The organism is Mycolicibacterium cosmeticum (assembly GCF_000613185.1).
In the GTDB taxonomy this organism is placed as follows: Bacteria; Actinomycetota; Actinomycetes; order Mycobacteriales; family Mycobacteriaceae; genus Mycobacterium; species Mycobacterium cosmeticum.
In genome coordinates this window covers 1832189-1857282 of sequence record NZ_CCBB010000001.1, presented here as the reverse complement: position 1 = coordinate 1857282, position 25094 = coordinate 1832189, and the positions used below count along the sequence as shown (strand labels likewise).

The 25094-nt window shown below is 64.3% G+C and carries 26 protein-coding genes; 10 read left to right on the top strand and 16 right to left on the bottom strand.

Features of this window, described 5'->3' with window-relative positions:
* The first annotated feature begins 2 nt into the window (after positions 1-2).
* From BN977_RS08840 to BN977_RS08830, 3 genes are all read left to right on the top strand, one after another.
* The gene (locus tag BN977_RS08840) at positions 3-740 is read left to right on the top strand and encodes a class I SAM-dependent methyltransferase (protein ID WP_036397195.1); all 738 of its coding nucleotides are present in this window, start codon (positions 3-5) and stop codon (positions 738-740) included.
* Between the two features lie 50 nt (positions 741-790).
* Positions 791-1873 (top strand): methyltransferase domain-containing protein, encoded by a 1083-nt coding sequence (locus tag BN977_RS08835; protein ID WP_036397193.1) that lies wholly within the window; start codon positions 791-793, stop codon positions 1871-1873.
* 68 nt (positions 1874-1941) lie between these two features.
* The gene (locus BN977_RS08830; protein ID WP_036397192.1) at positions 1942-2868 is read left to right on the top strand and encodes a class I SAM-dependent methyltransferase; all 927 of its coding nucleotides are present in this window, start codon (positions 1942-1944) and stop codon (positions 2866-2868) included.
* A 15-nt stretch (positions 2869-2883) separates the two neighbouring features.
* Here the strand turns inward: BN977_RS08830 and BN977_RS08825 are convergent, their stop codons facing one another.
* The 5 genes from BN977_RS08825 to BN977_RS08805 all read right to left on the bottom strand — a co-directional run bounded on the left by BN977_RS08825 (position 2884) and on the right by BN977_RS08805 (position 8221).
* Positions 2884-3483 (bottom strand): TylF/MycF/NovP-related O-methyltransferase, encoded by a 600-nt coding sequence (locus BN977_RS08825; protein ID WP_165576307.1) that lies wholly within the window; start codon positions 3481-3483, stop codon positions 2884-2886.
* Positions 3484-3567: 84 nt separating this feature from the next.
* Complete coding sequence (locus BN977_RS08820) at positions 3568-4575, bottom strand: glycosyltransferase family 4 protein (RefSeq protein ID WP_165576306.1); 1008 nt, start codon at positions 4573-4575, stop codon at positions 3568-3570.
* An 85-nt stretch (positions 4576-4660) separates the two neighbouring features.
* Entirely contained in the window at positions 4661-5455 is a 795-nt protein-coding gene (locus BN977_RS08815) for an FkbM family methyltransferase (RefSeq protein ID WP_131590069.1), read from the bottom strand.
* Between the two features lie 124 nt (positions 5456-5579).
* A complete protein-coding gene (locus BN977_RS08810; RefSeq protein ID WP_036397186.1) occupies positions 5580-7022 on the bottom strand; it encodes an MATE family efflux transporter in 1443 nt (480 codons plus the stop codon).
* A 74-nt stretch (positions 7023-7096) separates the two neighbouring features.
* Positions 7097-8221 (bottom strand): glycosyltransferase, encoded by a 1125-nt coding sequence (locus tag BN977_RS08805; protein ID WP_036397184.1) that lies wholly within the window; start codon positions 8219-8221, stop codon positions 7097-7099.
* 184 nt (positions 8222-8405) lie between these two features.
* On the opposite strand from BN977_RS08805, the gene BN977_RS08800 reads away from it, so the two are divergent.
* The 3 genes from BN977_RS08800 to BN977_RS31400 all read left to right on the top strand — a co-directional run bounded on the left by BN977_RS08800 (position 8406) and on the right by BN977_RS31400 (position 11558).
* Positions 8406-9530: a hypothetical protein gene (locus tag BN977_RS08800; protein WP_036397183.1), complete on the top strand. Its 1125-nt coding sequence runs from the start codon at positions 8406-8408 to the stop codon at positions 9528-9530.
* A gap of 124 nt (positions 9531-9654) precedes the next feature.
* A complete protein-coding gene (locus tag BN977_RS08795) occupies positions 9655-10632 on the top strand; it encodes an NAD-dependent epimerase/dehydratase family protein (RefSeq protein ID WP_036397181.1) in 978 nt (325 codons plus the stop codon).
* 17 nt (positions 10633-10649) lie between these two features.
* Positions 10650-11558, top strand: coding sequence for a class I SAM-dependent methyltransferase (locus tag BN977_RS31400; RefSeq protein WP_051561200.1), 909 nt, complete (start codon positions 10650-10652; stop codon positions 11556-11558).
* Here the strand turns inward: BN977_RS31400 and BN977_RS08785 are convergent.
* The 6 genes from BN977_RS08785 to BN977_RS08760 form a co-directional block, all read right to left on the bottom strand.
* A complete protein-coding gene (locus BN977_RS08785) occupies positions 11515-13083 on the bottom strand; it encodes an O-antigen polymerase (protein WP_131590065.1) in 1569 nt (522 codons plus the stop codon). The genes BN977_RS31400 and BN977_RS08785 overlap by 44 nt on opposite strands.
* The gene (locus BN977_RS08780; protein ID WP_036397178.1) at positions 13080-14465 is read right to left on the bottom strand and encodes a tyrosine-protein kinase domain-containing protein; all 1386 of its coding nucleotides are present in this window, start codon (positions 14463-14465) and stop codon (positions 13080-13082) included. Before BN977_RS08780 ends, BN977_RS08785 begins: the two co-directional genes overlap by 4 nt.
* Positions 14466-14588: 123 nt before the next feature.
* Complete coding sequence (locus tag BN977_RS08775; RefSeq protein ID WP_051561198.1) at positions 14589-16373, bottom strand: DUF4012 domain-containing protein; 1785 nt, start codon at positions 16371-16373, stop codon at positions 14589-14591.
* Positions 16374-16402: 29 nt separating this feature from the next.
* Entirely contained in the window at positions 16403-16879 is a 477-nt protein-coding gene (locus BN977_RS08770; RefSeq protein ID WP_131590063.1) for a hypothetical protein, read from the bottom strand.
* 159 nt (positions 16880-17038) lie between these two features.
* Complete coding sequence (locus BN977_RS08765) at positions 17039-17401, bottom strand: hypothetical protein (protein ID WP_036397176.1); 363 nt, start codon at positions 17399-17401, stop codon at positions 17039-17041.
* On the bottom strand, positions 17398-18108 hold the full coding sequence (locus BN977_RS08760) for an envelope biogenesis lipoprotein LpqN (protein ID WP_036397175.1): 711 nt from the start codon (positions 18106-18108) through the stop codon (positions 17398-17400). Before BN977_RS08760 ends, BN977_RS08765 begins: the two co-directional genes overlap by 4 nt.
* A gap of 100 nt (positions 18109-18208) precedes the next feature.
* On the opposite strand from BN977_RS08760, the gene BN977_RS08755 reads away from it, so the two are divergent.
* Together BN977_RS08755 and BN977_RS08750 are read left to right on the top strand one after the other, a co-directional pair.
* A complete protein-coding gene (locus BN977_RS08755; protein ID WP_234709527.1) occupies positions 18209-18898 on the top strand; it encodes a DUF5642 family protein in 690 nt (229 codons plus the stop codon).
* A 20-nt stretch (positions 18899-18918) separates the two neighbouring features.
* A complete protein-coding gene (locus tag BN977_RS08750; RefSeq protein ID WP_036397173.1) occupies positions 18919-19575 on the top strand; it encodes a DUF5642 family protein in 657 nt (218 codons plus the stop codon).
* 3 nt (positions 19576-19578) lie between these two features.
* On the opposite strand, the gene BN977_RS08745 is transcribed toward BN977_RS08750, so the two are convergent.
* The gene (locus BN977_RS08745; RefSeq protein WP_024454503.1) at positions 19579-20187 is read right to left on the bottom strand and encodes an alpha-ketoglutarate-dependent dioxygenase AlkB; all 609 of its coding nucleotides are present in this window, start codon (positions 20185-20187) and stop codon (positions 19579-19581) included.
* A 31-nt stretch (positions 20188-20218) separates the two neighbouring features.
* Positions 20219-20650, bottom strand: coding sequence for a redox-sensitive transcriptional activator SoxR (soxR, locus tag BN977_RS08740; RefSeq protein ID WP_024454502.1), 432 nt, complete (start codon positions 20648-20650; stop codon positions 20219-20221).
* A gap of 34 nt (positions 20651-20684) precedes the next feature.
* Between soxR and arcA the strand changes: the two genes are divergently transcribed.
* Both arcA and BN977_RS08730 read left to right on the top strand, forming a co-directional pair.
* The gene (gene arcA / locus BN977_RS08735; protein ID WP_234709526.1) at positions 20685-21896 is read left to right on the top strand and encodes an arginine deiminase; all 1212 of its coding nucleotides are present in this window, start codon (positions 20685-20687) and stop codon (positions 21894-21896) included.
* A gap of 10 nt (positions 21897-21906) precedes the next feature.
* A complete protein-coding gene (locus tag BN977_RS08730; RefSeq protein ID WP_036397169.1) occupies positions 21907-23199 on the top strand; it encodes a cryptochrome/photolyase family protein in 1293 nt (430 codons plus the stop codon).
* Between the two features lie 38 nt (positions 23200-23237).
* Here BN977_RS08730 and BN977_RS31395 read toward each other — a convergent pair whose 3' ends face one another.
* The 3 genes from BN977_RS31395 to BN977_RS08715 form a co-directional block, all read right to left on the bottom strand.
* Positions 23238-23690 carry a pyridoxamine 5'-phosphate oxidase family protein gene (locus tag BN977_RS31395; protein ID WP_051561194.1) on the bottom strand — a complete coding sequence of 151 codons (453 nt, stop codon included), beginning with the start codon at positions 23688-23690 and terminating at the stop codon, positions 23238-23240.
* Positions 23691-23755: 65 nt separating this feature from the next.
* Positions 23756-24490: a hypothetical protein gene (locus BN977_RS32650; protein WP_131590061.1), complete on the bottom strand. Its 735-nt coding sequence runs from the start codon at positions 24488-24490 to the stop codon at positions 23756-23758.
* On the bottom strand, positions 24487-25056 hold the full coding sequence (locus BN977_RS08715) for a VOC family protein (RefSeq protein WP_084172452.1): 570 nt from the start codon (positions 25054-25056) through the stop codon (positions 24487-24489). Before BN977_RS08715 ends, BN977_RS32650 begins: the two co-directional genes overlap by 4 nt.
* Positions 25057-25094 lie beyond the last annotated feature (38 nt).

Sequence of the window (25094 nt, the reverse complement as noted above, 5' to 3'; positions counted from 1 at the left end):
CCATGAAAACCGATGAGCTCAATCGTCGTTTCTATCCGGAGACGGGTATCGGCGGGTTCACCCACGTCGACGGTACCGTCGCGTTCTACTCCCAGATCGCCGCGGTGCTCAAACCCGACAGCGAGGTCCTCGACTTCGGCGCCGGCCGCGGCGAAGCCCCGCTGCAGGACCGGGTCGATTACCGGCGCAACCTGATGGTGTTCACCGGGCGCTGCGCTCATGTCGAAGGCTGTGACGTCACGGAAGCGGTGTTGCACAATCCGTTCCTCGATCACGCCGAGGTGATCACCCCCGGCGCCCGGCTTCCGTACGAGGACGGCCGCTTCGACGTGGTGGTCGCCAGGGCGGTGTTCGAGCATCTCGAGGATGTCGGGTTCGTGGCGGGCGAGTTGTTGCGGGTCACCAAGCCGGGCGGGTTGATCGCCGCGTACACGCCGAACCGTTGGGGTTACGTCGCGGCGGCGGCGCGGCTGGTACCCAACCGATTCCACAGCGCCGCGTTGGCGAGTATCCAGCCCGACCGGCTTCCGGAGGATGTATTCCCGACGCGGTACCGGCTGAACACGCCCCGCGCGCTCCGTGCCGCCTTCGTCGGGGCCGACGTGGCCGTGGTGCGCACCGCGGCCGAGCCGGCATATCACTTCGGCTCGCCGTGGGTCTACCGGTTGATCCGGTCGGCGGACAAGCATCTTCCCCAAATGCTGCAGCCGATGCTCTACGTCTACATCAGGAAGTGCTGAGCATGACTGCCGACGGTGTACGGACGGACCAGAGGAGTTGGAGGCCAGCAGTGGGGATCTCGGAGATGGTGGTGTGCCCGGTCACCCACGACCGGCTGGTCGAGGCCGATCGCCACCGGGTGTTCGAAGTGCTCGGCGAGTCGGTACACCGGGTGGCGGCGAACTGGGCCTCCGTCCGTGACACCGACGTGCCGGCGACGCTGCTGCTGCGCAGCGACGGATGTGGGGCGTATCCGGTCGTCGACGGCATCCCGATCCTGATGGCACCCGAGATGTTGGTGGGTGCCAACACGACAGCCGAGATCGACACCGGCCTGGATCCGTACCGCGAGGCGTACGAGGAGATGGATTTCTACAACGCGGTGGCCGCCGACGCCCGTGCGGATGTGTCGCGATCGGATGCCTATCAGGTTGTCCGTCCGGTGATGCGAGCCGGCCGCTTTCCCGGCCGCGACTGGCTGGACGCGACCTATGACCTGGCTTCCCAGGCCGAGGCGTACGCGTACATCTCCCCGGTCGAGGGATGCACGACGCTGCAACTGGGCGGCGGTGGGATCCATGCGGTGAAGTTCCTGTTGGCCGGAGCCGCCGAATCCTGGCTGCTGACACCGATGCTGGGCGAAGCGGTGTTCGCCAGGGCGCTCGCCGAGACCTTCGGAGTGGCCGACAGATTCCGGGCCGCGGTCGGGATCGCCGAAGAGATGCCCTTGCGGACCGGCAGCTTCGACCGGGTGTACTCCGGAGGGTGCCTGCATCACACCATCACCGCACGTGCCTTCCCCGAGATCCGTCGCGTGCTCGCCGCGGGCGGCAAGTTCGCCGCCATCGAACCCTGGCGGGCACCGGGATATCGCGCCGGTACCAAGGTGTTCGGCAAGCAGGAACGCGGCGTGAACTGCCGGCCGATGGAGCAAACGCGGGTGCAGCCGTTGTTCCGCACCTTCGACAATGCGGCCGTGATCCACCACGGGACGTTCACCCGGTATCCGTTGATCGCGCTGGGAAAGCTGGGGCTGCATCTCGGTCTGCCGACCATGGAGCGGATCACCCGGGTCGATGACCGGCTGGCCTCCAAATCCTCACTGCGCCGGTACGGAAGCAGCATCGCGTTGATGGCCCGAGCGACAGACTGAAAGACGATCACATGTGGCGATGCCCAGCGTGCGGCGGGAACGACGGACACCAGACACATCGTCTGGGGGTGCTCGACGCCGCCACGAACTTCGTGCGTCCTTGGGTCGATGCGGCCAGGCATGACGAGTTGGTCGCCTGCATCGGCACACTCTGGGGAACCGACGACGTCCGCCTGATGCGGTGTGACCGCTGTGGGCTGCGCAGCGCGAACCCGTTCGTGGCCGGTGACGCCGAGTTCTACGCGCTGGCCTATGGTCGGCGATCCTTCCACCCCTATCCGGCCTCACGCTGGGAGTATCAGCTCACCCGCGACGTGATCACCGCGACCAGCGGGTCGGTGCTGGAGATCGGCGCCGGTGACGGTGCCTTTCAACGCAGCGTCATCGCCGAAGGGGTGGACCCCGCCCGCCTGTATGCCACCGAATTCAGCGCAGAAGCCAGAAAGGCATTGCACGACCTCGGGGTCACGGTGAGCGCCAGGGACTTCCGCGATCAGCCGATCGCGGGCCACGCGGTGGTGTGCGGCCATCAGGTCTTCGAACACCTCGACGGCATCGCCGAATCGTTCGACGCCTTCGACCGCCTCACCGCGCCGGACGGTATCGTCGTGGTGTCCGTGCCCAACGGTGCGCACGTCGAGCGGACCGAAACCGCGGGCGGGCTGGTCGACATGCCGCCGAACCACATATCGACCTGGGGCAGAACCTCTTTCGATGCGGCAGCCCGCCGTCACGGCTGGAAGTTGATCGCTTATCACGAGGAGCCGGTATCCCGCGCCCGTGCGGCGAAGGAACTGGCCATATCGCGCAGCTTCCAGGCCAGAGCCCGACACGGGTCGTTCCCGTCGCTGGCCGAGCGCTGGTCGCCGACGCCGCGGGCCCGTTACATGGCGACGGCGGCAGCAGCCGCCGCGAAACTCCCGCGCGCCTATCTGGCGGCGGCCGAACCACACGGCGGTTCGGTGTGGGTGGCGATGAGGCGAGCTTGCCGATGAGGTTTTCTCTGGCGGCTACGCCGCGCGGACGACGGCGCCTTTGCCTCCGACGCGCTCGAATGGCAATCCGTGTGAGTTAGTGAATTCTTCGTAGGCTTGTAGTGATCCGTCCCACGGTGTGCCGGCCCGGCAGTCGTCCAGGACGATTCCTCCTCCTGGAACGAGGTGCGGGTACACCGCGTTCAGGACGTCGATAGTCGGTCGGTACAGGTCGATATCGAGCAACACTGCGCCGATCGGGCCCACCGTGCTCCAATCAAACTGTGAGGCATCGCCTTTTACCGTTCGGAAGTTCTGATACCCGCACTTGAGGATGTTCCGTTGGAATATCCTCTCGTCTCCGTAGCGGAAAGCATCATAATCTGACCGGCTCTTGTGGCGTGCCCGAACTTCATGGTCGATGCTGTCTTCGGTGAACCCATTGAAAGTGTCGAACAGGTGAAGCGTCCGATCGTCGTCGGTGGTCGCGAGGTGCTCGAGTAGAAATATCGACGTATCACCTTGTGCAACACCGATTTCAGCGACGAGCGCACCGGACGTGCGAGTGTTGTCGATGAATCCGACCATCGCGGCGAGTTGCCCGGGGTTGATCTTGTACGGGTACTTGGGTGCCATCAGCCTATGCAACAAAGGAGCACGATAGACAGCGGACTTCGCAGATTCCTGAAGCCTCATGGGTTCCTCATCTCGGTGGGCGGTTCATCGATCGGGCTTTACGACGAGCTTCGTCAGGTCATCGAGCTGCCTCTCCGAATCGGTGAGGGCCTGCAGAAACGCCTGTCGGGCCAGTTTTGAGGCCGCTGCCGAAACCGGAGTGCTGACCATATCCGGCGCCATTTCGTGGACGAAATTCTCGACGCTTTCGGCAAGTCGGCCGGGACTGCCGGCGAGCTGCTCGGCAATGGAACCCTGCCGTAGGGCAAGACAGACGACACCGGCCGCCATCGCTTCGTAGAGAACCAGTGGCATTGCTTCGTGTACGTAGCGGGACGGGAAGACGAAATGGGTGATCGATTCGTAAAACGCAAGTTTCGCGGGTCCCACTACTGGTCCGAGATACTCGAACAGGTTGCCCAACTCCCGCTCGGCACGATCGAGATGTCGTGCCGATTCGCGGTCCGCGGTGGGGCCGGCAATGCGGAGGCGGAGCGGGGTACCGGCGCGATGCAACTCCGACGCCAGGTCCACCACCTCGGCTATGCCCTTGTCCAGCCGCAGATTACTCAGATGACCGAGCACGAGTTCCGCACCGTCCCGTTTCAGCGGCAGGTCCAGTAGCGCTTGATCCACCAGTGCCGCATTACCGACGACGACGACGTGTCGAATCTCCGGCATCACCGCCCGGAGGTCGGCGGCCATTGTCGCGGACAGCGCGATGTGTTGTGCGGAGGTACCGGCGGCGCTGGTGAGAGCTCGCATCCGCGCCGTGCGGCGGCGGACATAGGAGTAGGAGTGGTGATGCAGGAATACCCGGGCACCGCTCATCCGGGCGATAGCCGCCGCGGCGGTGCTCAACCACATCCCCCGGCCGACGTTGACCGAGATGTAAACGGCGTCTACACCGCGGATCGCGCGCAGTGCCGCGGCGTTGCGTCGCAGCTTGGTCATCCGGCGGCGCACCGCATCAGCTGTGCCTTCACTCGTATCGGCGAAACGCACTTCGGGGCATCGTCGGCTGAGCGCAAACAGTACCCGTTCGGTGGCCATCGATTGGCCGTGCACCGGCGGCGGTGTCGGGCCGATGACGGTCAGACTGTTCTGGTGTCGCCTTCGGCTGCGATGCTGCCGCCGTTCATTCGTGGCGTACATAGACCAGGTTCTCGCCGCACAGCAGCAGCTGAAAGGGCAGGTGACCCATGGTCTTCTGCAGATGACGGCTGGTGTCCCGATCCGGGAACTTCCAGTCGTGAGGTTCGATGATGACGACGTGCGCTTGCTCCACCCACTCGGTTCCCGACGCGAACAGATCGTCTTCGAAACCTTCGATATCGATCTTGACGATGAACAATTCGTGGTTTGGGCGCTCGGCGAGAATCTCATCGACCGTGACGACGGGAACGCCGCCGTCAGTGGATCGCGTCGTCGTGTAGGAAACACTGGCCTTCTGCGCCGTATCCAGTGTGACGCGACCCGGGGCCCCGCCGATCGCGGCAGGCACCACGTCCACCGGGTAACCCGCGGTGTTCAACCGGCAGATCCGCGCATTCTCGGGATCGGGTTCCACCGCGACAACGTCCGCATCCGGATACTCCCGCACGAACCATCGTGCCGATGCACCGTTGTTGGCACCGAGATCGAGGATCAGGGGGCGGCGACCGCGATCGAGAATGTCACTGTAGGCCTCGGCAACTCGCGCATACTGGGGGAACTGACTGAGGTCGTACTGCAGCCAGCTGAACACCTGACTGACCACCGCCGGGTCGGCGGACCCGGGTCGCATCGTCAGAGCGCCAACACCCTTGACCCGCACAGTGAACTCCCGGTTGCCGTGCCGGTGCAGATGGCGGACCTGGTAAGGCCATCCGAGCCGATGGATATCCTTGGCGTGCAGGTACGCTCTAGTCGCCAATGTCACTTTCGACGTCACGAAAGTGCCTTCCGTCCCGGTGTGCGATGACGAGTCAACGGTACTCGGCGCGCCGCTGCGGGTGGCCTGTTTTTCCCGTTTGCCTGCCGCTCGGTGTGAGAAAAGCAGAGTGCGTCACGTGTATTCATCTACGGGTGAGCAGCGCACGGACGGTGCTCCGTGGAACCAGCCCATACCACGCCGTGCCGGCCGCCAGTACCGCCCAGAGCACGGCGAACCCGGTCAGGCTCGGTGCTCCGCCGCCATGCGCGACCGCGCCGATCGCCAGTGATCCGCCGAGCAGGATGACCGCCAGAAACAACGTGCGCACCGGCACAGAGGAACCGGGGATGGCGCGGGCCACCAGTATCGGATAGGCAACGTTGCCGATGAGACGCAAGAGAATCACGGCGATGAGGGAAACCGTCAGATCGTGGGTGACGGTATATCCGGTGATCCCGGCGACGATCCCGCCGATGCTGCTGAGCAATCCGACGACAACCTTGGTACCGATCCGCATTGTCACGTCCAACACCTGCCCATCCATCCTGATGAGGGCTTGCTGCAATCCGCACACTGCCAGAAGTGCATTGACGGTGGTTCCGAGGTACTGGTCCGCACCGGCCCACAACGTGACGAATGCGCCGTTGAAGGCCAGCACCGCACCGCTGCCCAGCACGGTGACTCCGATCACCAGATGTCGTGCAGAACGGGCACGTTCGGCTGCGGCGGTGAACTCCGAGGCACCGAGCAACGAGCCCAGCAGCGGTGTGAACCCACTGGCTGTCACGAGTGCAAGAGCCAGCACGAACTGTGTCACGTACGTCGTGAAGGTGTACTGCGCGACCGTCACTGCGCCGACGGCGACACTGATGACGATCAGTTCGGAGGCAAGCAGCAGCTTGTCCACCACGACGCTGCCGAGCGTCCATGCGCTGTAGCCGAGAACCCGCCGAAGGTCCGGTGCCGTCGGGCGTGATACACCCCACCAGGTGACACTGCGGCGCGCGACCAGCAGGGTCAGCGCCGCGTTCCCCACTCCGGTCGACAACACAATTGCCGCCAGCGACCACAGCGGCCAGCCCGAGACCGCCGCTGCGAGCAGGGCGCCGTTACTGATGACGAAGACCAATGTCGTGACGAGCATGGACTTGTAGCCCTGGTTGATGCCCGCGAGCACCGCGTCGGGTATGAAGAGGAATCCGGCCAATACGGTGTTGAGCGCCAAAAAGCCTGCAGCCCAGTAGACCATCGTCATGACATCTGGTGGAATGCCCTTGATCAGCAGGGGCAACGCGGCAGTGACTCCGATGGCGACGATGACGGTGGCCGGCAGCCAGCGCAACCAGACGATGATCGCCGCCCCGATGTCTCGGCGCCGCTCTTCATCACCGAGCGTGGCCCGGCTTGCCACGATCCACTTGAGTGCCTGAGACGCGCGTCCATCAGCGATCGTCGCGAAGTCCAGATAGCGTTGGAGCGACTTCCAGATGCCGAACATGACCGGACCGAGCGCTCCGAGTAGCAGCGGATTCACCACCAATCCGACAACTGCGATAACGACGAAGTTGAGATAGAACACCACCACGTTGTGCCGGGTGTCGGAATCTACCGCCGCAGGTACCTGGGTGTCAGGTGGAACCGGCCGCGGGCGCAAGGCCGTCATCTGACACGCGCAGCCTGGGTCAGTACCGGTGGTGTCTTTCGGCCCTGTGATGACTGTCCGATGACCTCGGAGAAGACGGTCAGATAGTCGGCCACGACGCGTTCGGGTGTCATGGTCGCCAGCACCCCACGAGCGTGCGAGTAGATGTCCGGGCCTGCACTCTCCCCGTGCATCCAGGCATCGGCGAGGACTGCTGCTGAGGTCTCGGGCGTCGAGTCGAGCCGGACATAGAACGGGTAGTCGTCACCGAGCAGTGCACGGTGCTCGGGTATATCGGAGACCACCGCCGGCAGACCTGATGCCGCGGCCTCCATGACGACGTTGGGCATACCCTCATAGCGACTGAAGGACAGGAAGATCCTTGCGCGCGACATCAAGTCCGGAATGTCATGTCGAAACCCGAGAATAGTCGCTCGCTCTGAGTTCGGCAGGCGGTGAACGGTTTGCACCACATCGTCGCTCAGAGAACCCTTCCCACAGATGAGTAGTTTCGCTTGCTCATTCACAGCCGCGAACCGGGCGAACGCTGTGATCATTGCCCCGACGTTCTTCTCTGGCTCCAGGCGACCGACGAATAGGCACTCATCGGAGTGAGATCTGTTCGTCAGAGGCGCGCCGCCGACGGCGCCGTCGATAACCATATTGGGGATCATCCGCACCGAACAGCGAGGTGCCAAGTCTGCCCAATAGCGCTGGCCCTTGCTGGAGTTCGCGATAATCGTCGTCGGTGCGCGTCGGCCGATTCGGTTGCGTACCTTGAACACCACGGTTCCCGGATAGACAGATCCCCGTTCGGTCATGATCCACGGCACTCGGACGATCCGCGTCGCCGCGAACGACCAGATGTCGGCTGGGTGTAGCCAGGAGATCACGAGGTCCGGGCGGACGCGTCGGAGGGTACGCACGGCAAACGCCAGGGCCGCCGGTGAACCGAAGTTGCGCACCTGTGTGCGGTGGACCGTCAGTTGCGAGGTATCGAGGCGGTCGTCGAACGTACCCGGACCGAGCAAGATGAGATGCGTTTCGACGTCGCGCACGTGTTGTAACGCGTTGAGCAGGGCGATGCACTGGCGTTGTGCACCACCGCCATCCAGGCTTGCAATGAAGAAACAGACGCGCATCGGAACGTGCCCCTCGAGTGGTGATCCAATAATCGAAGGTACCTTCTCCGATATCGGGTTGGTGCCGATTCGCGGTCGAATTCTCGGTGACACTGGAAGTGATATTCCTCCGCGGGCGAGAAGCCCCGGCGATAGGCTCGACCCAGCTTGTCCACCACCGTGCGATCTTTGTGGAGCGTTGACCATGGGCAAAAGGACGATATCCGTTTTCTACGACGGTTCGTTCTACAACTTCAAGTGGCTGAAGGTGTTGCTGTGGTCCAGGGATGAGTTTCACAGACATGGTGTGGCTATCGATTTCATCAGCCCGGCACAGTATCTACCTTTCGAGGCCGGCAGGGATTCGCTATCTGGCGCGCTCGCCAGGAAGCGTTTCGATGCGCTGTTCGTGGCCCACCATCACAGTCATTTTCGTGGGTTGGGGACACTCCCGCCCGATGATCTCGCCGCTGTACTCAAAGCGCTGAAGGACAGGTCCAACGTCTTGGTTTGGCTCGACACAGCGGACAGCACCGGAACGTGTCAGTTCGACGTCCTGCCAATCGTCGACTTGTACTTCAAGAAACAGATTCTCAAGGAACGAAGCCGCTACTTCAGCCCGATTTGGGCCGGCCGTACCTTCTGCGAGTACTACCACTCGCGTTACGGTGTGCCGGATCCGCAGTTGTCCGAACTCGAGTATCAACCACTGAACGCCGCGTACGCACACAAGATCAAGGTGGCGTGGAATGTCGGTGCGGGAGACATCTTCGCCCCCAACAAGTACCGGGCGTATCTGAGACCTCAAGTGTACGGACTGCCGACTTTCGTAGATCCCCGTGCCAGTCGGTCGTTCGCCGCACACTTCCGCGGAAGCGCGTGGTCGACTGCCGCGGGCTGGCAACGGGCGAAGACCCGTGAACTTCTGCTGCGACGCGATGACCTCACTCATCCGGACGTCGGTACGAAGGTCTCTCACGCTGAGTACATTGCCGAGATACGGCATTCCCGGACCGTGATCAGCCCCTTCGGCTGGGGAGAGATATGCACGCGTGACTTCGAAGCGTTCGCGTACGGTGCCACCTTGCTCAAGCCCAGTGTCGAGCACATGGAGACGTTCCCGAACTGGTATCGGGCGTGGGATACCTATGTGCCGATCGACTGGGACTTCGAAGATTTCGATCATGTGCTCGATGGTGTTCGCCGTCGGTCCGACGAGTACGTCCGCATCGCGGAGGCGGGTCAGGCTCTGTACAAGAACTTCCTTCTCGGCGCTGACGGGAAGAAGGATCTGGTTGTGCATGTATTGACCAACTTGGGTTGGCTCTGAAGGGAAAACGGTGCGGACGTTGGTGTCGCGCCGCTAAACTTACACATCAGTCAATTCGCCAGTCTTGCCGTCATACCAGGAATTGATTCGGGGTGCCGGGAGAGCAGTCAAAGGAGTCCGGGCGATGCACACATTGGTCACCGGCGCAGCGGGATTCATCGGTTCACATCTGACAAGACGGCTACGCGGCAGCGGCCACGATGTCATCGGCATCGACTCCTTCACCGACTACTACGACGTTGCACTCAAACGTGACAATGCCGACGCCGAGGTCGACGTCGGTGTCGAGTTCATCGAAGGTGACCTCAATATCCTTGACTTGCGGGAGCTTCTCGACGGAGTCGAGGTGGTCTTCCATCTGGCCGGTCAGCCTGGAGTCAGGGCGTCCTGGGGGAAGGAATTCACGGCGTACACCTACTGCAATATCGCAGCGACACAGCGACTGTTGGAAGCGAGTAAGGGTAATGGCACCCTGCGCCGATTGGTGTACGCATCCTCCTCTTCGGTCTACGGCAATGCTGAGCGATATCCGACCAGCGAACTCGACCGACCGATGCCGATCAGCCCGTATGGAGTGACCAAGCTCGCCGCCGAGCATCTGTGCTGTTTGTATGCATCCAGCTTTGGCGTTCCTACCGTGTCATTGCGTTACTTCACCGTCTACGGACCTGGTCAGCGGCCGGATATGGCGTTCACCCGGTTCGCGACTGCAGCAGTGAAGGGCTTGCCGATCACGCTCTTCGGATCCGGCGAACAAGTCCGCGACTTCACCTATGTGGATGATGTCGTCGAGGCCAATGTCCTTGCCGCGAACGGACGCTGTGCACCGGGGTCGGTACTGAATGTCGCGGGTGGAAGCCACACGTCGGTCAACGAAGTGATTCGCATCTTCGAGGAATGCGTTGGGGAGCCCTTACAAGTGAACCGTGACAGCGCGATGCCCGGTGACGTACGCGAGACGGGCGGGGACACCACCGCTATCCGCGCGGAGCTCGGGTGGCATCCCCGGGTTAGCCTGCACGAAGGAATAGCCCGGCAGCTGGATTGGGTTGCCGGCCGCATCAGTCACATGAAAGTCGAAGAGCTGGCGTACCGTTCGTAACTTGCGAGCAGAAGTGGGTGATCATGGGTATTGGGTATCTCGGCGCCAGGATGATGTGGGACGCACGTTGGCGCGATGTCGGTTTCGACAACGTGCTGACACTCGGCCACCAGTCACTACACCTCTTCCCCGCTGAAGCGAGGTACTTTCGGAACGCCTATCGGGACATGTTAGGTACCGCGGCACCGGCGACGGCGGATCATCACTGGGATGATTACGTCGATGACTTCCTCCGTGGCTATCTAGGTGCCCAATCGGTCACGGTGTTGGACGCCTCGGCCTACGAAGGCGCGGAGGCCATTCACGATATGAACTATCCCGTGCCGCGGGCCTGGCACGACAGATACGACGTAATCATCGACGGGGGATCGCTCGAGCACATCTTCAATGTGCCCGTTGCGTTCTCGAACCTGGCCAACATGCTCAAAGTTGGCGGAACGATCTTCATCAACACGCCGGCGAACAACATGATGGGCCACGGGTTCTATCAGTTCAGTCCAGAGTTGATGTTCCGGATCTTCGCCGAGGCGAACGGTTTCGCGCTGCGAGATGTTCTTCTCTACGAGGCGCGTTATCCCGGCGTGGAGTTGACCAAAAAAGATACGGTTTACAAGGTCGTCGACCCGGAAGGCGTACGGCAGCGGGTCGGACTGCTCAACAGTAAGCCGGTGATCATGATGGTTGAAGCGCGGAAGATCCGGGATGCTGAGATGTTCGCGACGCCACCGTTGCAGAGTGACTACGTCGCCACCTGGAATTCCGGAGGTGGCGACGGCTCCGCGCCGCCGTCGTGGCGTCGTCGCGTGAAGCAGACATTCCGGTCACTTCCGATGGGTGTCCGCGGTCCAATTCAAGGTATCCGGCAAAAGCGAGCTTTCTCGCTCAAGAACGAGACGTGCTATACGCGGGAGCGCTGGCTGCCGTGACCGCGGGACCTGTGCCCGGTTCACGCTTGTCGAACCGGTGAGTGAGTACACCGACACCAAAGCTGAAGACGAATGCCCATGCCAACGTCCGAAGCGGAACCTCGATGGCGTAGCGCGGGAGTTCGGCGAGCAATGCCATGGTTAGTAAGAACATGACCACCCGGTGTGGGTCACCGGGATCCCGGGCAACGCTGTTACGCAGCATTTTTGCGAACCAGCCGACAGCGAAGAGTATCAGCAGGACGCCGGCGACGCCGAAGTCGATGTAGCAATCCGAGATGATATTGGTACCCGGCTCGTAGTCGGCAGTCGTCGGCAGGATGAGGTCGCCGAGCATGATCGCGGAGCTGGTGTACTCCGGATCCAGGTAGGGCAGATAGAACCCTCCACTGAAAGGGACGATCGTGAGTACTTGCATGAGCTTCAGTACGCCGTGGGTGTAATTCTGTAGATCCGGAAACACCTCGACGGTGGCTCTCAGCCCGATCGTCGTCACGTTGAAACTGCTTTCGCCCGCCGTCTGCTTCGCATAGGGAGAGTTGAAGACCAGCTCCCAGATGTTTCCTGATCGATACCAATCGGGTGTCAGACGAAGCACTTCCATGCTCCGAAAGATGAACATCCATACTGCCAAGGCAGCGGCGAGCAGAACGCGCGAGGCGCGACGTACGAGGGTGAAATAGCCGCCGGCAAGGACCAGTGCGAAGAGCATGAACGCACCACGATCCCCGAAAATCAGCAACCGCATGGTCCAAGCGAAGGCGATGAACAGCCCGAAGGCGAGTGAAAATCGAGTGCGGATACGTCGCGACCGGGCGTAGACCCAGAGCGCCGCGACGATCATGCAGAACATCATGATGGCGATCGCAATGCCCTCGACACCGATGCCTTCGCTCGTGGTCCCGGTGTAACGGCCCTCGCCGGCCGACCGCCAGTCGGCCAGTATGTACACCGCGACGAGACCTGACAGCAGTGCGCTTGAACCCGTGGCCATTCCGCGGAAGTACCGATCGTCGATCCGGTCGACAGATGCTCGTGCGGTGGCGGCGGGCGTCTCGCCAGTGGCCGGCCGGACCACACGGTAACCAAAGGTGAAGGCCAACATACCGATTGTCGATAGGGTGATGGCTTTGTTCGCCCCGTCGGCAAAAGTATTGGCGATATACACGCTGCGCCGCAGATCGCCGGCGCCGAACACGGCCAGTTGATACTGGTAGTAGAAGATCAGGTAACTGAAACCGAGGAACAGTACTTCGATCGTGATATGGCTCGGCAGCCAAGGCAGTATCCGGTCCGGAATCAACAACGCCCGCAGGAAGATCAGATAGAAGGCGACGAGGTTGACGGACAGCACCCACGTGTTCGCACCGTCGGGTACCAGGTAGAACAGTACGACGAATCCGGCCAGCGCGAGGATTTCCAGGCTCCGGAACAGCCAATCGAGTGCGGGCCGCGGTGCGGTTTCGAGCGCTTGGTCGCCCCCACCGCCGATCATGCTGCGTGGTGACGCCAGACTTTGCGTCATCTGGTGGGCTCGCCGGTATCGTGAGCCGGCCGCTCGCTCCGGTAGTAGCGATAGGCGTACTCCGCGCCCCGCGGCGGGGGTGCCATGGTGAGCACCGCTCCCAGGATCGAGGCGCCGACATCGTCGAGGGTGCGCACCGCCTGGGCGAGCTGCTCACGTTTGGTGTGCCCGTGGCGGGTGACCAGGAGGGCACCATCACAACTGGTGGTGAGCACGGCGGCATCCGTGACCGCGATGAGCGGTGACGAATCGACGATGACGTAGTCGAAATTTGCGCGCAACTCACCGAGTACCTTCTGGGCCGCCAGTGATCCGACCAGTTCACCCGGGTTGGGTGGCACCGCGCCCGAGCTCAGTACGGTCAGTCTCGGGAACCCGGTCTCCTGTAAGGCCTCCGACAGCGTGATGTCGCCGCTGAGCACGGTGCTGAATCCGACCGCACCGATCACCCCGAGCTTCTCATCCAGCATCGGGCGTCGCATGTCACCGTCGACGAGTGCGACATTGTGGCCGGCATCGGTCAGGGCCAACGCGAGATTGATTGCGGTGGTGGTCTTTCCCTCACCCGCCAGTGCACTGGTGACGACGATCATTCGTGGTGGGTTGTCGACCGAGAGGAATCTGAGATTGGTTCCCAGCTTGCGGAACGACTCGGCGAACAGCGAGTGGTCGTTCTCGAAGGACGCCGCAGGCAGATTCCGGCGCTCCTTGTCCAGCGGGATACTGCCGACCAGCCCGGTGTGTGCGGTGGATTCTACCGTCTGCCGGTCCTTGACCGTGTTGTCGAGCACCTCGCGTAGGACGGCCAGTCCGACTGCCAGCCCCAGTCCGACCACCAGGCCACCGAACAGGTTCAGGACGGGGTTGGGCAGGACCGGCTTCTGCGGCGTCGATGCGCGCTGCTCGACGACGACGCGGGCCAGGGGTGTCGCACCCGCCTTGGGCGTCTCCAATTCCTGCACCATGAGCACGAATTCGTCGGCCATGGTGTTGGCGATATCGCGGGCTCGGGTCGGCGACTCGTCGCGGACCTTCACATCGATCAGCACCGTATCGGACTTCGCTGTGGCCTTGACCTTGTCCTGGAACGTTTCCGGGCTCATGTCCAACCCGAGCTTGTCGATGGTGCGCTGTGCCAGTGTCTCACCGTTGATCAGCGTGGCGTAGGACAGTACGCGCTGCTGCGAGAGCAGATTGGCCTGGTACAGGTCGGTCACCGAAGCGCCGGTGCTGTTGGTGGACAGGAAAAGTCGGGTGCTGGCCTGGTATTGCGGCCTGGTGAGCAAAGTGAACGCGACCGCGCCCAGAATGCAGATCAGCGTGGTGACCGCCACGGTGACCCACCGGGTCCGTAGCAGCTTCGTGAACTCCTGAAGGCTCAATGTCCCTCCCGCGCTCTGTCATTGGCGACTTCTGCGATTACCGAATTCTACCTGTGCGGTGGTTCTCCGGTTGGTGAATCGCAATCCTGGCAAATATGGAAAGTGCTTGCCATATAACCTTCTTCATCCTGAGCAGTCGGGTACGGATACGGTCGGCACCACGGTGTCCAACAGTGGTTGTACCGGGACCCGTGCGGAACCCGCGGCAGTTGGTTCCGTCAGATGAAAGACCAGGTCGCCGCTCTGCCCGGGCGGGATGATCACCTGCACCTCAAAACTGGGGTGGCCGCGCTCGGTGCGCCTGATGGCCGGGATACGTTGGCCGTTGGCGGTGACGCTGACCAGCTTGGCGTCGGTCGTGGTGATCAGCCGAACCGAGGTGAGCATGGTGGCACGTGGAATGTCGATCGGAAGGTTGGGCAGCAGGCCGGCCGCCCCGGCGACATAGTCGGGAAGCGAATCACCGGGTGCCGTGCTGGACAACCGGATACTGACCGTGGAGTTCCTGGTCTGGCCGTCGCAGCCGTCGGCGGTGTACTCGATCTGCCGCTTCAGGTAGTAGTCGAGCTTGTTGCCACCGAGGTTGTTGATCACCACGCCGGCATACGGGGCGGGGTCTTCCGGGATGATGTGTGCCAGTGGCGTTTCCTCGAGGAGGGCCTGTTCGCGGGGTGCTGTGCTCCACACCGCGATGCGGCGCTCGCCGACGGCCCGGCCCAGCGCGTCGAGCAACAGCCGCGGTGCGGGCACCCGGCCGGTCATCTTCTTGACGACCTCACCGGCGATGTCTTGGAGATACTTCTTCCGCGCCACCGCATCATTCGGGAACCGTTGGTAGGCGGTCGATTCGGTCAACTCGATGACGTTACCTTCGGTGATCACCTCGCCGTCGGGCATGGTAACCGGTCCGACGGCGCCGAGCACGTAGCTCAAGGCCACCGGGTCCAGTGCGATGACCCCGTCGACGTTCATCCCGGAGTCGTGCGCCCACATGGCTTTCCAGATCTGGGCGGCGTAGGGGAAATGCGCGCTGAGGTTGCTGTTGCGGAAGTCGGTGAACGGGTTGGTGAATCCGTACTGCTGCGCATATTCCGGTCCGAGGTCGACCAGTGCCGAAGATCCGCTGAGTTCGGTGTTCGCGGCCAGCGTGTCCACCTTGGCCGCACCGTTGTCCAAACGCAGGATGCCGAATCCGCCGAGCAGGCCTCCGGTGCCGCGCGCCTCGGCGTTCGTCTGGAAACCCATGAAGTACGTGCGTGGTCCGTCGGCGCCCATCATCGACGGGACCAGCTGTGCGGCCAGTGCCGTGTTACGCAGCACCTTGGTGATATCGGCGGTCTGCTCCTGGATGTTCGTGCGGGCGTCGCGGATCTGCGGTACGTAACCGGGATCGGTGATCGCCCGGGTTTGGGCCTCCAGTCGGCCGGCGTTCGCTGCGATTTCGGCGAGTTGAGGCTGGGCGCTGCGCAGCAGCTGCACGTCGATCCGCCCATCACCGACCAGTCGGTCCGGGGCGATCGCAGTTCCCACCCGGGCCGACGGTTGCAGCACGTCGGTGGCCAAGGCGAGGACCACGTCGGAGATCTGTTGTCCGGATTTGAAGGGGTTGCCGATCCACGGAATCGCGGCCATCATCTGCCATGGCGTCGAATGCGTTGCGCGGCTGGCGCTTCGGGCGTGTTCGGTGGTGGCCGTCGCCCACTGCACTGCTTCTTGGGTCTGCCCGTCGACCAGCGCGTCCTTGGCCTGTTGTGCACTCTGACGTGCCTGCTCGAGCCCGGTCTTGGCGTCGAGAGCCCGTAGGCCGAGCCAACACCCGAAGCCGATCACGGCGGCCAGGATCAGCAGGCCCGGCCAGAGGATGCGTCGGCCGTGCCGGTGGGCTGGTACCGGCTCAGTGGGGGTCACGGGCGGTTATCGCGTCGTGGCCCGGCGCTCTAACAGCCCCTGCTGTACGACAGGGAAACCGTGCCGTACGGCCCGATCTGTGCCGTGGCGCCCAGAATGCAGACCTGCAAGTTGACGTCTTCGAACCAGCTGAACAACGGCTGTAGGAAGCCGGGGACCAGGGTCAGCGGATAGAAGGCCAACACCACGGTCTTCGGCTTGTCGGGATTGGCCGGACCGAACCACCAGAACTGATTCTGGAAGATGCCCTGAATGACCTGGCCCGGCGTCGCCGTGGCGCCGACGACTGCGGTCGGCATCGGAGTGGTGCACTCCACCGAGCCCACCGGCAGGCAGTCGGTGGTCACCCCGGCGGTGGCACCGACGGCTTGTGGAATCGGCGCTGCGGTCGGTGTCGCGTGTGCGACCGCGGCGGGTGTGAGGACAGCGGCGGCAACGATTCCGGTTGCCGCAGCCGCGATCTGAATCCTTCTGCCGATGACGGGGACCATCCCCGAAACTGTCATGGTCATTGCTCCCCAGCCCTCCGTACCGTCACGTCCGCTCGGTGCCGCCGGCCGCAGGCCGATGGTGGGTCTCCGCGCAGCCTTTATGGTCGAAGACTAGCCAGATCGCGGGAGGGCAGAATCGGGTGTTTCCCCCTATTGGGAGCCCCCTTCCGGTCGCTACTTCCGCTGCGACGCGGCGTACTCCTCGGGGTGGTGCTTCTTCTGATAATTGCGTACCGGCCAGAACAGCAGCCACAGGACCGGATAGACGGTCACGTAGAACAACAGGTGCGCCGCCGCGCCAACCAGCACGGTGAACACCCACGCCGGCCAGATGACGACGAGGCAGAACTGGATGAACTGCTTGAGCACCACGGGGTAACCCTGGGCCATCGACAACAAGAATCCGGGGCTGAGCAGGCGCAGGTACCGGGCCGGCGTGGACGGTTGCGGCTCGGCCGGCGCGGCGCCGACGAGACTGTCGTCCGCACCGGTAAGGCCATGCGGAGGTGGCGGGTCATCCGGTGCGGGCTGCGTCATGGTGTGATCGTCGTTTCGTCGTCGATGGCCGTGGTGGCATCCATCAACGGACCCATCTGGTCTTCGGTGCCCTCGGCGTTGAGTTGGAGGACGAACAGGTCCTGGCCGGCCGGGATGATCACCGTCTTCTGGGCGATCATGCGTTTCTGCCCGTCCTTGATGTAACTGCCGCCCACCTGCACGGCGTCGAAGCCGCCCAGCTTGCCGCTTTTGCCTGAGTTGCCGCCCTCGTATTCGGGCAGGTTCTGCAATTCACCGGGGGCGTACTCCAGGATCTTCGCCGGGTCGGCGCCGGTCAGCTTGGACATGACGGCGGTGACCGTCGGGGGCACCGGCCCGGCCGCCGGGTCGGTGAACACGATCTGGCCCCATGCCCAGTCGGGCGCCTTGGCCCCGGCGTCGGCCCAGCCCTCCGGGATGGGCAGGTTCAGCGTCGGGGTTCCGGGATCGCCTCGCTTGACCGGCGTTTCGGTGATGTGGTTGTCCTTGATGTAGTCGACGATCGTGTAGTGCGCCCCGGAAGCCGGTGTGGGCGCGGCGCTGGTGGGAGTGGCCGCGGCGGTCTCGGATGGAGCCGAAGTCGCTGAGGCGCTGGTGCTTTCTTTGGACGCGGGCGTGCTCTTGGTGTCCGAACCGCAGCCGGCCAGGGCGAGCCCGAGCGCCGCCGCGACCGCCGCCAGTCCACGTGCCGTGGTGTACCAGTTCATGCCTTCTCCTGTGGTCGTCGCCGTCCTGCCGGGGAATCCTGCCAGAAACCTGGGTACCCCGGCGTGAATCGGTCGGCGACACCATCGTCACTGCGCGTCGATGCCCACGTGGATGTGGTATCACAGCGGCGTGCGCACGATGGCGATATGCCTGGTGGCGACCGTGGGCGTGACGGCATGCGGGTCGCCGTCCGATGTCGCGCCGCCCGCCCCGAACCCGGGGACATCGTCCGGTGCGCCCGGTCCCGTCCGACCCGCGGCGGTCGCCAGGGCCCGGGCCGACCTGCCCGCCGGCTACGAGGTCACCGATATCACCGAACCGGTTGCGCCCGTGTTCTTTTGGGGCTTCAAATCGGGATGGGTGGCGCAACCGGAGCACTGCGGTGAACTTGTCGACCCGGGTGCCGGCACCCCGGTGCGCGGTTGGTCGGCGTCGGGTCCGGGTGGGATCGTCTACGCCGTGGTCGCCGGGCCGGGCGCCCGGGCAGCCGCTCCGGACGGCTGTGCGGCGTGGTCGCTGACGGGTGGGCACACGAGCGCGACGGTGACGCCGGGACCCGCCCCGACGATCCCGGACGCACCGACCGTGGCGATGAGTGCGGTGGCCACCACCACCGTCGAAGGCGGGACGGTCACCCGGATGCACGCCGACACCGTCACCGCGTACCTGGCCGGGGCGTACATCGCCTCCGTCACCGTGGTCACCGATCCCGGATCCGCCCAGCAGACGCTGCCCGCCGATACCGCGCCACACCTGCTGGCACAGGTGGTTTCGGCGGTCACCCGGTGACGCCGGTAGATTTGGCGCCGATGCTCACTCCACGAGCGGCCGCCCTCGTGGCCTGTGCTGCCGCACTCACCGCGTGCTCCGCTGCCAAGCCGGCCGCCCAGCCCGATATCGCGCACGTCGTCGATCTGAAGTCCCAGTTCGGACCGGAGTTCCACGTGACCACCGTGGCCCCGACCGGTATCGACCCGAAGATGCTGGCCGCCCAGCCGATGCCGCCGGGAGTCAAGATCGCGCCCCCGGACTGCGCCAAGTTCGCCAACGGGCTGGCCCTGCCGCCGGGGGTGAAGGGCAATATGGCGGCGACGACGGCCGAGGGCAACGGCAACCGGTTCATCGTCATCGCGATGGAGACCTCGGACCCCATCGGCTTCAACGATCCCGGGCCGGCCTGCCAGAAGGTCGACTACGCCGGCGCGGGCGTCGCCGGGCAGGTGCAGGTCGTCGAGTCGCCGAAGATCGACGATGCGCAGGTGCTGGGCACCCATCGGGTGGTGCGCACGATGGTGGGCGGGGCGCCGCGCACCGGGGAACTGTTCAACTACGTGGCCAGTTTCGGCACCTTTCTGGTGATGGTGACCGCCAATCCGCTGGTCGAGCCCAATAAGCCGGTGGTGCCGGTGGACACCGGCAAGGCGCGGGATCTGCTCACCAAGGCCGTGGCCGACGTGCGCGGCTGACCGCTACCGCACGTCGCGCGGCCGGAACTGGATGCTGATCCGCGGTCCCACCGGCCGGGCGGTCTTGGGCACGGCGTGCTCCCAGGTGCGCTGACAGGATCCGCCCATCACCAGCAGGTCACCGTGGGCCTGCGGCAACCGCAGGCTGCGTCCGCCGGTGCGGGGCCGCATCGCGAAAACCCGTCGCGCACCCAGGCTGACGATGGCCACCATGGTGTCGGCGGTGCTGCTGCGGCCGATGGTGTCGCCGTGCCAGGCCACGCTGTCGTCACCGTCGCGGTAGAGGCACAGTCCGGCGGTGGTGAAGCGCTCACCCAGTTCACCGGCGTAGATGTCGTTGAGCCGGACCCGCAGCTTGGCGATGCCGGGGTGCGGGGCGGTTTCGGCGGTGAGGTCGTGAAAACTCACCAGCCGGGGCACGTCGAGCACCCGCTCGTACATCTGCCGGCGTTCGGCCCGCCACGGGATGGCCGTCAGCAGCTCGTCGAAGAAGCTGTCCTCGCCCTCCGGCGACCCGTTGAGCCAGCCGGCCCGGACGTCGATCCAGGCGCCGTCGCCCAGGTAGCGACGCTCCGAGTGGTCGAAAAGCGACCCCTGAACGGCCAGAGACACCCCTCGATGTTATCGCACAAGCGTTCGATGGCTATAGCTTGGCGGCGCCCGGGCCGTGTTGCGAGAGCATGTCGCCGGGATTGGACAACAGGCAGGTTTTCAGGCTCAGGCAACCGCAGCCGATGCAATCGGCCAGGTTGTCGCGCAGACGCTCCAGATGCAAGATCCGTTCGTCGAGGTCGTGGCGCCAGCCGGCCGAGAGTTTGGCCCAGTCCTTGCTGGTGGGCACCCGGTCGGTGGGTAACGAGGCAAGCGCCTCGCGGATCCGCGCCAGCGGGATTCCCAGCCGCTGCGACATCCGGATGAACGCCACCCGGCGCAGCGTCTCGCGCGGGTAGCGCCGCTGATTGCCGCTGGTGCGCCGCGACGCGATGAGTCCTTCGCGCTCGTAGAAGTGCAACGCGGAGACCGCCACACCACTGCGGTGTGCCAGCTCACCCGGCGTCAGCTCATGGGATTCCATACACCTCAACCATAGTTGAGATAACGTCTGCGGTGTGGAATCGGGCCAAGTGTTGGGATGCAATTCGGAAGTCGGCACCCTGAAGGTTGTCATCCTGCACCGTCCCGGTGCCGAGCTGCAGCGGCTGACCCCACGCAACAACGACAGCCTGTTGTTCGACGGCCTGCCGTGGGTGGCCAAGGCGCAGGAAGAGCACGACGCCTTCGCTGCCGTGCTCGCGTCCCGTGGCGTGGAGGTGCTGCTGCTGGCCGATCTGCTCACCGAGGCGCTGGCCTCGGGCGCGGCCAGGATGCACGGCATCTCCGCAGCCGTCGACGCCCGACGGCTGGGTATCCCGCTGGCGCAAGAACTTTCGTCCTACCTGCGCACGCTGGACGCCGCCACGTTGGCGCACGTGCTGATCGCCGGGATGACGTTCACCGAGTTGCCGTTCGCGGGCAGCGAGCTGTCCCTGGTGCGCCGCATGCACCACGGCGCGGACTTCGTCATCGACCCGCTGCCGAATCTGATGTTCACCAGGGACTCGTCCTTCTGGATCGGACCCAGAATGGCGATCACCTCGCTGGCGCTGCCGGCCCGGTCGCGGGAATCGTCGTTGACCGACTTGATCTACGCGCACCATCCCCGCTTCCTCGGGGTGCGGCGGGCCTACGAGTCGCGTTCCGCACCGGTGGAGGGCGGGGACGTACTGTTGTTGCGGCCCGGGGTGGTGGCGGTCGGGGTGGGGGAGCGCACCACACCGGCGGGAGCGGAAGCCTTGGCGCGCAGCCTGTTCGAGGACGATCTGGCGCACACCGTGCTGGCCGTGCCGATCGCCCAGCAGCGCGCCCAGATGCACCTGGACACCGTGTGCACCATGGTGGACACCGATGCGGTGGTGATGTACCCGAACATTGTCGACTCGCTGTCGGCGTTCACCATGCACCGCACGCTCGACGGCGGGGTGCAGATCGACGACGAGCGCCCCTTCGTCCGGGCCGCGGCCGATGCCATGGAGATCGACACGCTGCGCGTCATCGACACCGGGCTGGATCCGGTGACCGCCGAGCGCGAACAGTGGGATGACGGCAACAACACCCTGGCGCTGGCCCCCGGGGTGGTGGTGGCCTACGAACGCAACACCGAAACCAATGCCCGCCTTGCCGATTCGGGTATCGAGGTGCTCACCATCGCGGCTTCGGAGCTGGGCAGTGGGCGGGGCGGGCCGCGGTGCATGTCCTGCCCGGCGGCGCGTGACCCGCTGTAGCGTCGCCGGTATGCCTACGCTGCTGTGGTTTCGGCGCGACCTGCGCTTGCACGATCTGCCTGCCCTGCTGGACGCCGCCGAGCCCGACGGTGAGGTGTTGGCCTGCTACGTGCTGGATCCCCGGCTGAAAGCCAGCTCGGGTCCGCGCCGGCTGCAGTACCTGTACGACGCGCTGCGCGACCTGAACGACCGGCTCGACGGCCGGCTGCTGGTCACCCAGGGCTGGCCCGAGAAGCGGATCCCGGCCCTGGTCAAGCAGATCGGTGCCGCCGCGGTGCACGTGTCGGGCGACTACTCGCCGTTCGGGAAGCGCCGCGACGCCGCGGTGCGACAGGCCCTGGGTGAGGTGCCGCTGGAGGAGTCGGGCTCACCGTATCTGGTGTCCCCGGGACGCGTCACCAAGGACGACGGCACCCCGTACAAGGTGTTCACCCCGTTCTTCCGGGCGTGGACCGGGCACGGGTGGCGTGCACCGGCCAAGACCGGGCCCGCGTCGGCCCGCTGGATCGACCCGGCCGGGCTGACCGGCGGTGTGGACATCCCGGCCGGCCCCGCCGAGCTCGAGCTGCCGGCCGGAGAGACAGCGGCGCGCACGGCGTGGAAGCGCTTCGTGGCCGACGGGCTCACCGATTACGCGGAGGACCGCAACCGCCCGGACCGCGACGCGAGCAGCCGGATGTCGGCGCACCTCAAATTCGGCGCCATCCATCCCCGCACCATGGCCGCCGATCTCGGGAAAAGCCAAGGGGCCCAAGCCTATCTACGTGAGCTGGCGTTCCGGGATTTCTACGCCGACGTGCTGCATCACTGGCCGCGCAGCGCGTGGTGGAACTGGAACGCCACCTTCGACGCGATCGCCGTCGACGAGGACGCCGAGGCGCGCAAGCGGTTCGAGGTGTGGAAATCGGGCGAGACGGGCTTCCCGATCGTCGACGCCGGGATGCGTCAGCTCGCCGCCACCGGATTCATGCACAACAGGGTGCGGATGATCACCGCGTCGTTCCTGGTGAAGGATCTGCACCTGCCGTGGCAGTGGGGCGCGCGGTGGTTCCTGGACCAACTGGTCGACGGCGACATGGCCAGCAATCAGCACGGCTGGCAGTGGGCGGCCGGCTGCGGCACCGACGCCGCCCCGTACTTCCGGGTGTTCAACCCCGATACCCAGGGCAAGAAGTTCGACCCCGACGAGGTCTATGTGCGGCGCTGGGTGCCGGAATACGGCAGCCCCGACTACCCGGCGCCGATGGTGGACCACAAGGCCGAGCGGGCCGAGGCGTTGCGGCGGTACGACGGGATTCGGTGACTGAGCTGAAGCGTTGTTTCATCAGCTTCTCAGGCGCGTCAGATGGGAGTTCCATACGAGGTCGTCTTACCGGTGTGCCACGGGCCGACACCAGAGACGCGGGTGATGTCAACAGTGACGAGGACATGCCCGCCTTCATTCAGCTCGAAACGGGGTGCGCCTGTGTACTTGTGAAAGAGCTGGTCCATGAATCTCTGGCCGTGTTCGAGGTCGTTGTCGATCGACGCGATGCCTTCGATGAGGAGATGTCGGGTCAATCCGCTTTCGAGCTTCTGATTATCTTGGATCGAGAGAATGCAGTTCGGATCGTGTGCAAGATTCTTCCCCTTGACTCGCCACGGAGGCGTCCCGAACTGGATTCGCCCGTCATCGGTGACGTCGATCCAGATGAAGGAGACATGTGGGCGCCCGTTGGGTCGCATTGTCACCAGGTGGGCGCATGGGCGTGACTCGATGAGCGCGCGGGCCTCTGGGTGAAGGTCGTAAGCCATCGTTGCCTACCTCTCGAAGTTCGTGATTGACATGAAATCTCGATGACCTGATGCTCCCGCCGGCCTCAGAGTATTTCGGCAACCGTGAACGGTGCCCAAGTGATGTCACCGTAGAGGACACTGGCCACATCCGGGTCCGAACCAGGGGCGAGCGCCGCGGCGGGATGATCGGGATCGAAGAGCCATTCGATCGACCTGACCTCAGCCTCCATCACATCCGCGACGAACGGTACCGCGACCCGGGCGATCCGCTCACCACCATCCGCCCCGGTGAAGGTCGTGAAGTAGTTCAGGTGTCCGCCGATGGACGCCAACCTTTCGGTACCAACAGACGACGTCGTTCTCACGACGACCTTGTCGTCGACGTAGAGTTCCTGGATCAGTTCGCCTGGATGAGGCTCGGTGTGCTGAACCCGGCCGATGTCGGCACGGTTTCCGCATGACGCCTCGGCGAAGGAACGCATACCCTCAGACTCCAACCAGTGATGTGCGAAGAAGCGGCCATGCCCCGTCGCATTGCCGTCGCTTGTCCGGGTGTCGTATCCGCTGACTTCTGGAGCGATGTAGCCGCACGAGAGACGGCCGTACGTCCCCATTCCCGATGAGCGTCCGGGGTCCTCCGCGGCCCAGAGGTTGAGTAGTACGACTCCGTCGGGGTGGGGCTCCAACCGGCCAGGGAGGGCCTGCCGCGCCGCGGTTGGATCCGCAGGCCGGAACCCGACGATCATCATTCGAGCGTCCTTGATGATCTCTCGGGGCAGCGGGACGACGTCTGGGCTTGCAACAGTCTCGACACTCATGGCACTTCCTTTCGAGGTGTGGCTTGTCCGTTGCTCCACTCGTGCGTGGGTGCGAGCAGGCGAGCCTCGGTGGTGGCTTCATAGGGAAGGTCATGCGCGGGGCGGGACACCAGTTCCAACAACAGTCCGATGGGCGTACGGACGTACAGGATCGTCACGCCGGCGTGGGGCACACCGTCCAGGAGTATCGGGCCGCCGCACGCGCTGCATCCATGGTCTTGCAGGTACCGCATCGCCTGGTCGATGTCGCGCACGTGAATTGCCAGATGCGTCGCACCGACATCACTGTTGCCCGGCCACTCCCCTCGGCGGTTCGCCGTGCTCCACTGGATGAATTCGACCACCTGAGTCGCCCCGAGCCTGACGTAGGCAAGAACCGCAGAGGCCCGCGCGTCGACGTCGAAATGCGTGGACATCCAGTCGCCGGACGGATCCGCGAACGGCCCGGCCCTGAAGATCTCCTGACCTCCGAGAACCTCCACACAGAAGGACACGGCGGCATCCAGGTCTTCGACCGACCAACTGACATGGTCGACATTGGTTGCGGTGGGTATAGCTCCGGTCATCGTATTTAGATCCAGTTTCTATGGTAGTGAATGACTTT

What these genes read in the sequence shown, in the direction of transcription:
- BN977_RS08840 (WP_036397195.1), top strand. Translation starts at nt 3, where the DNA reads ATGAAAACCGATGAGCTCAATCGTCGTTTCTATCCGGAGACGGGTATC.
- BN977_RS08825 (WP_165576307.1), bottom strand. Translation starts at nt 3,483, where the DNA reads ATGGCACCCAAGTACCCGTACAAGATCAACCCCGGGCAACTCGCCGCG.
- BN977_RS08820 (WP_165576306.1), bottom strand. Translation starts at nt 4,575, where the DNA reads ATGGCCACCGAACGGGTACTGTTTGCGCTCAGCCGACGATGCCCCGAA.
- BN977_RS08805 (WP_036397184.1), bottom strand. Translation starts at nt 8,221, where the DNA reads ATGCGCGTCTGTTTCTTCATTGCAAGCCTGGATGGCGGTGGTGCACAA.
- BN977_RS08800 (WP_036397183.1), top strand. Translation starts at nt 8,406, where the DNA reads ATGGGCAAAAGGACGATATCCGTTTTCTACGACGGTTCGTTCTACAAC.
- BN977_RS08795 (WP_036397181.1), top strand. Translation starts at nt 9,655, where the DNA reads ATGCACACATTGGTCACCGGCGCAGCGGGATTCATCGGTTCACATCTG.
- BN977_RS08785 (WP_131590065.1), bottom strand. Translation starts at nt 13,083, where the DNA reads ATGACGCAAAGTCTGGCGTCACCACGCAGCATGATCGGCGGTGGGGGC.
- BN977_RS08770 (WP_131590063.1), bottom strand. Translation starts at nt 16,879, where the DNA reads ATGACAGTTTCGGGGATGGTCCCCGTCATCGGCAGAAGGATTCAGATC.
- BN977_RS08765 (WP_036397176.1), bottom strand. Translation starts at nt 17,401, where the DNA reads ATGACGCAGCCCGCACCGGATGACCCGCCACCTCCGCATGGCCTTACC.
- BN977_RS08760 (WP_036397175.1), bottom strand. Translation starts at nt 18,108, where the DNA reads ATGAACTGGTACACCACGGCACGTGGACTGGCGGCGGTCGCGGCGGCG.
- BN977_RS08755 (WP_234709527.1), top strand. Translation starts at nt 18,209, where the DNA reads ATGCCCACGTGGATGTGGTATCACAGCGGCGTGCGCACGATGGCGATA.
- BN977_RS08750 (WP_036397173.1), top strand. Translation starts at nt 18,919, where the DNA reads ATGCTCACTCCACGAGCGGCCGCCCTCGTGGCCTGTGCTGCCGCACTC.
- soxR (WP_024454502.1), bottom strand. Translation starts at nt 20,650, where the DNA reads ATGGAATCCCATGAGCTGACGCCGGGTGAGCTGGCACACCGCAGTGGT.
- BN977_RS08730 (WP_036397169.1), top strand. Translation starts at nt 21,907, where the DNA reads ATGCCTACGCTGCTGTGGTTTCGGCGCGACCTGCGCTTGCACGATCTG.
- BN977_RS31395 (WP_051561194.1), bottom strand. Translation starts at nt 23,690, where the DNA reads ATGGCTTACGACCTTCACCCAGAGGCCCGCGCGCTCATCGAGTCACGC.
- BN977_RS32650 (WP_131590061.1), bottom strand. Translation starts at nt 24,490, where the DNA reads ATGAGTGTCGAGACTGTTGCAAGCCCAGACGTCGTCCCGCTGCCCCGA.
- BN977_RS08715 (WP_084172452.1), bottom strand. Translation starts at nt 25,056, where the DNA reads ATGACCGGAGCTATACCCACCGCAACCAATGTCGACCATGTCAGTTGG.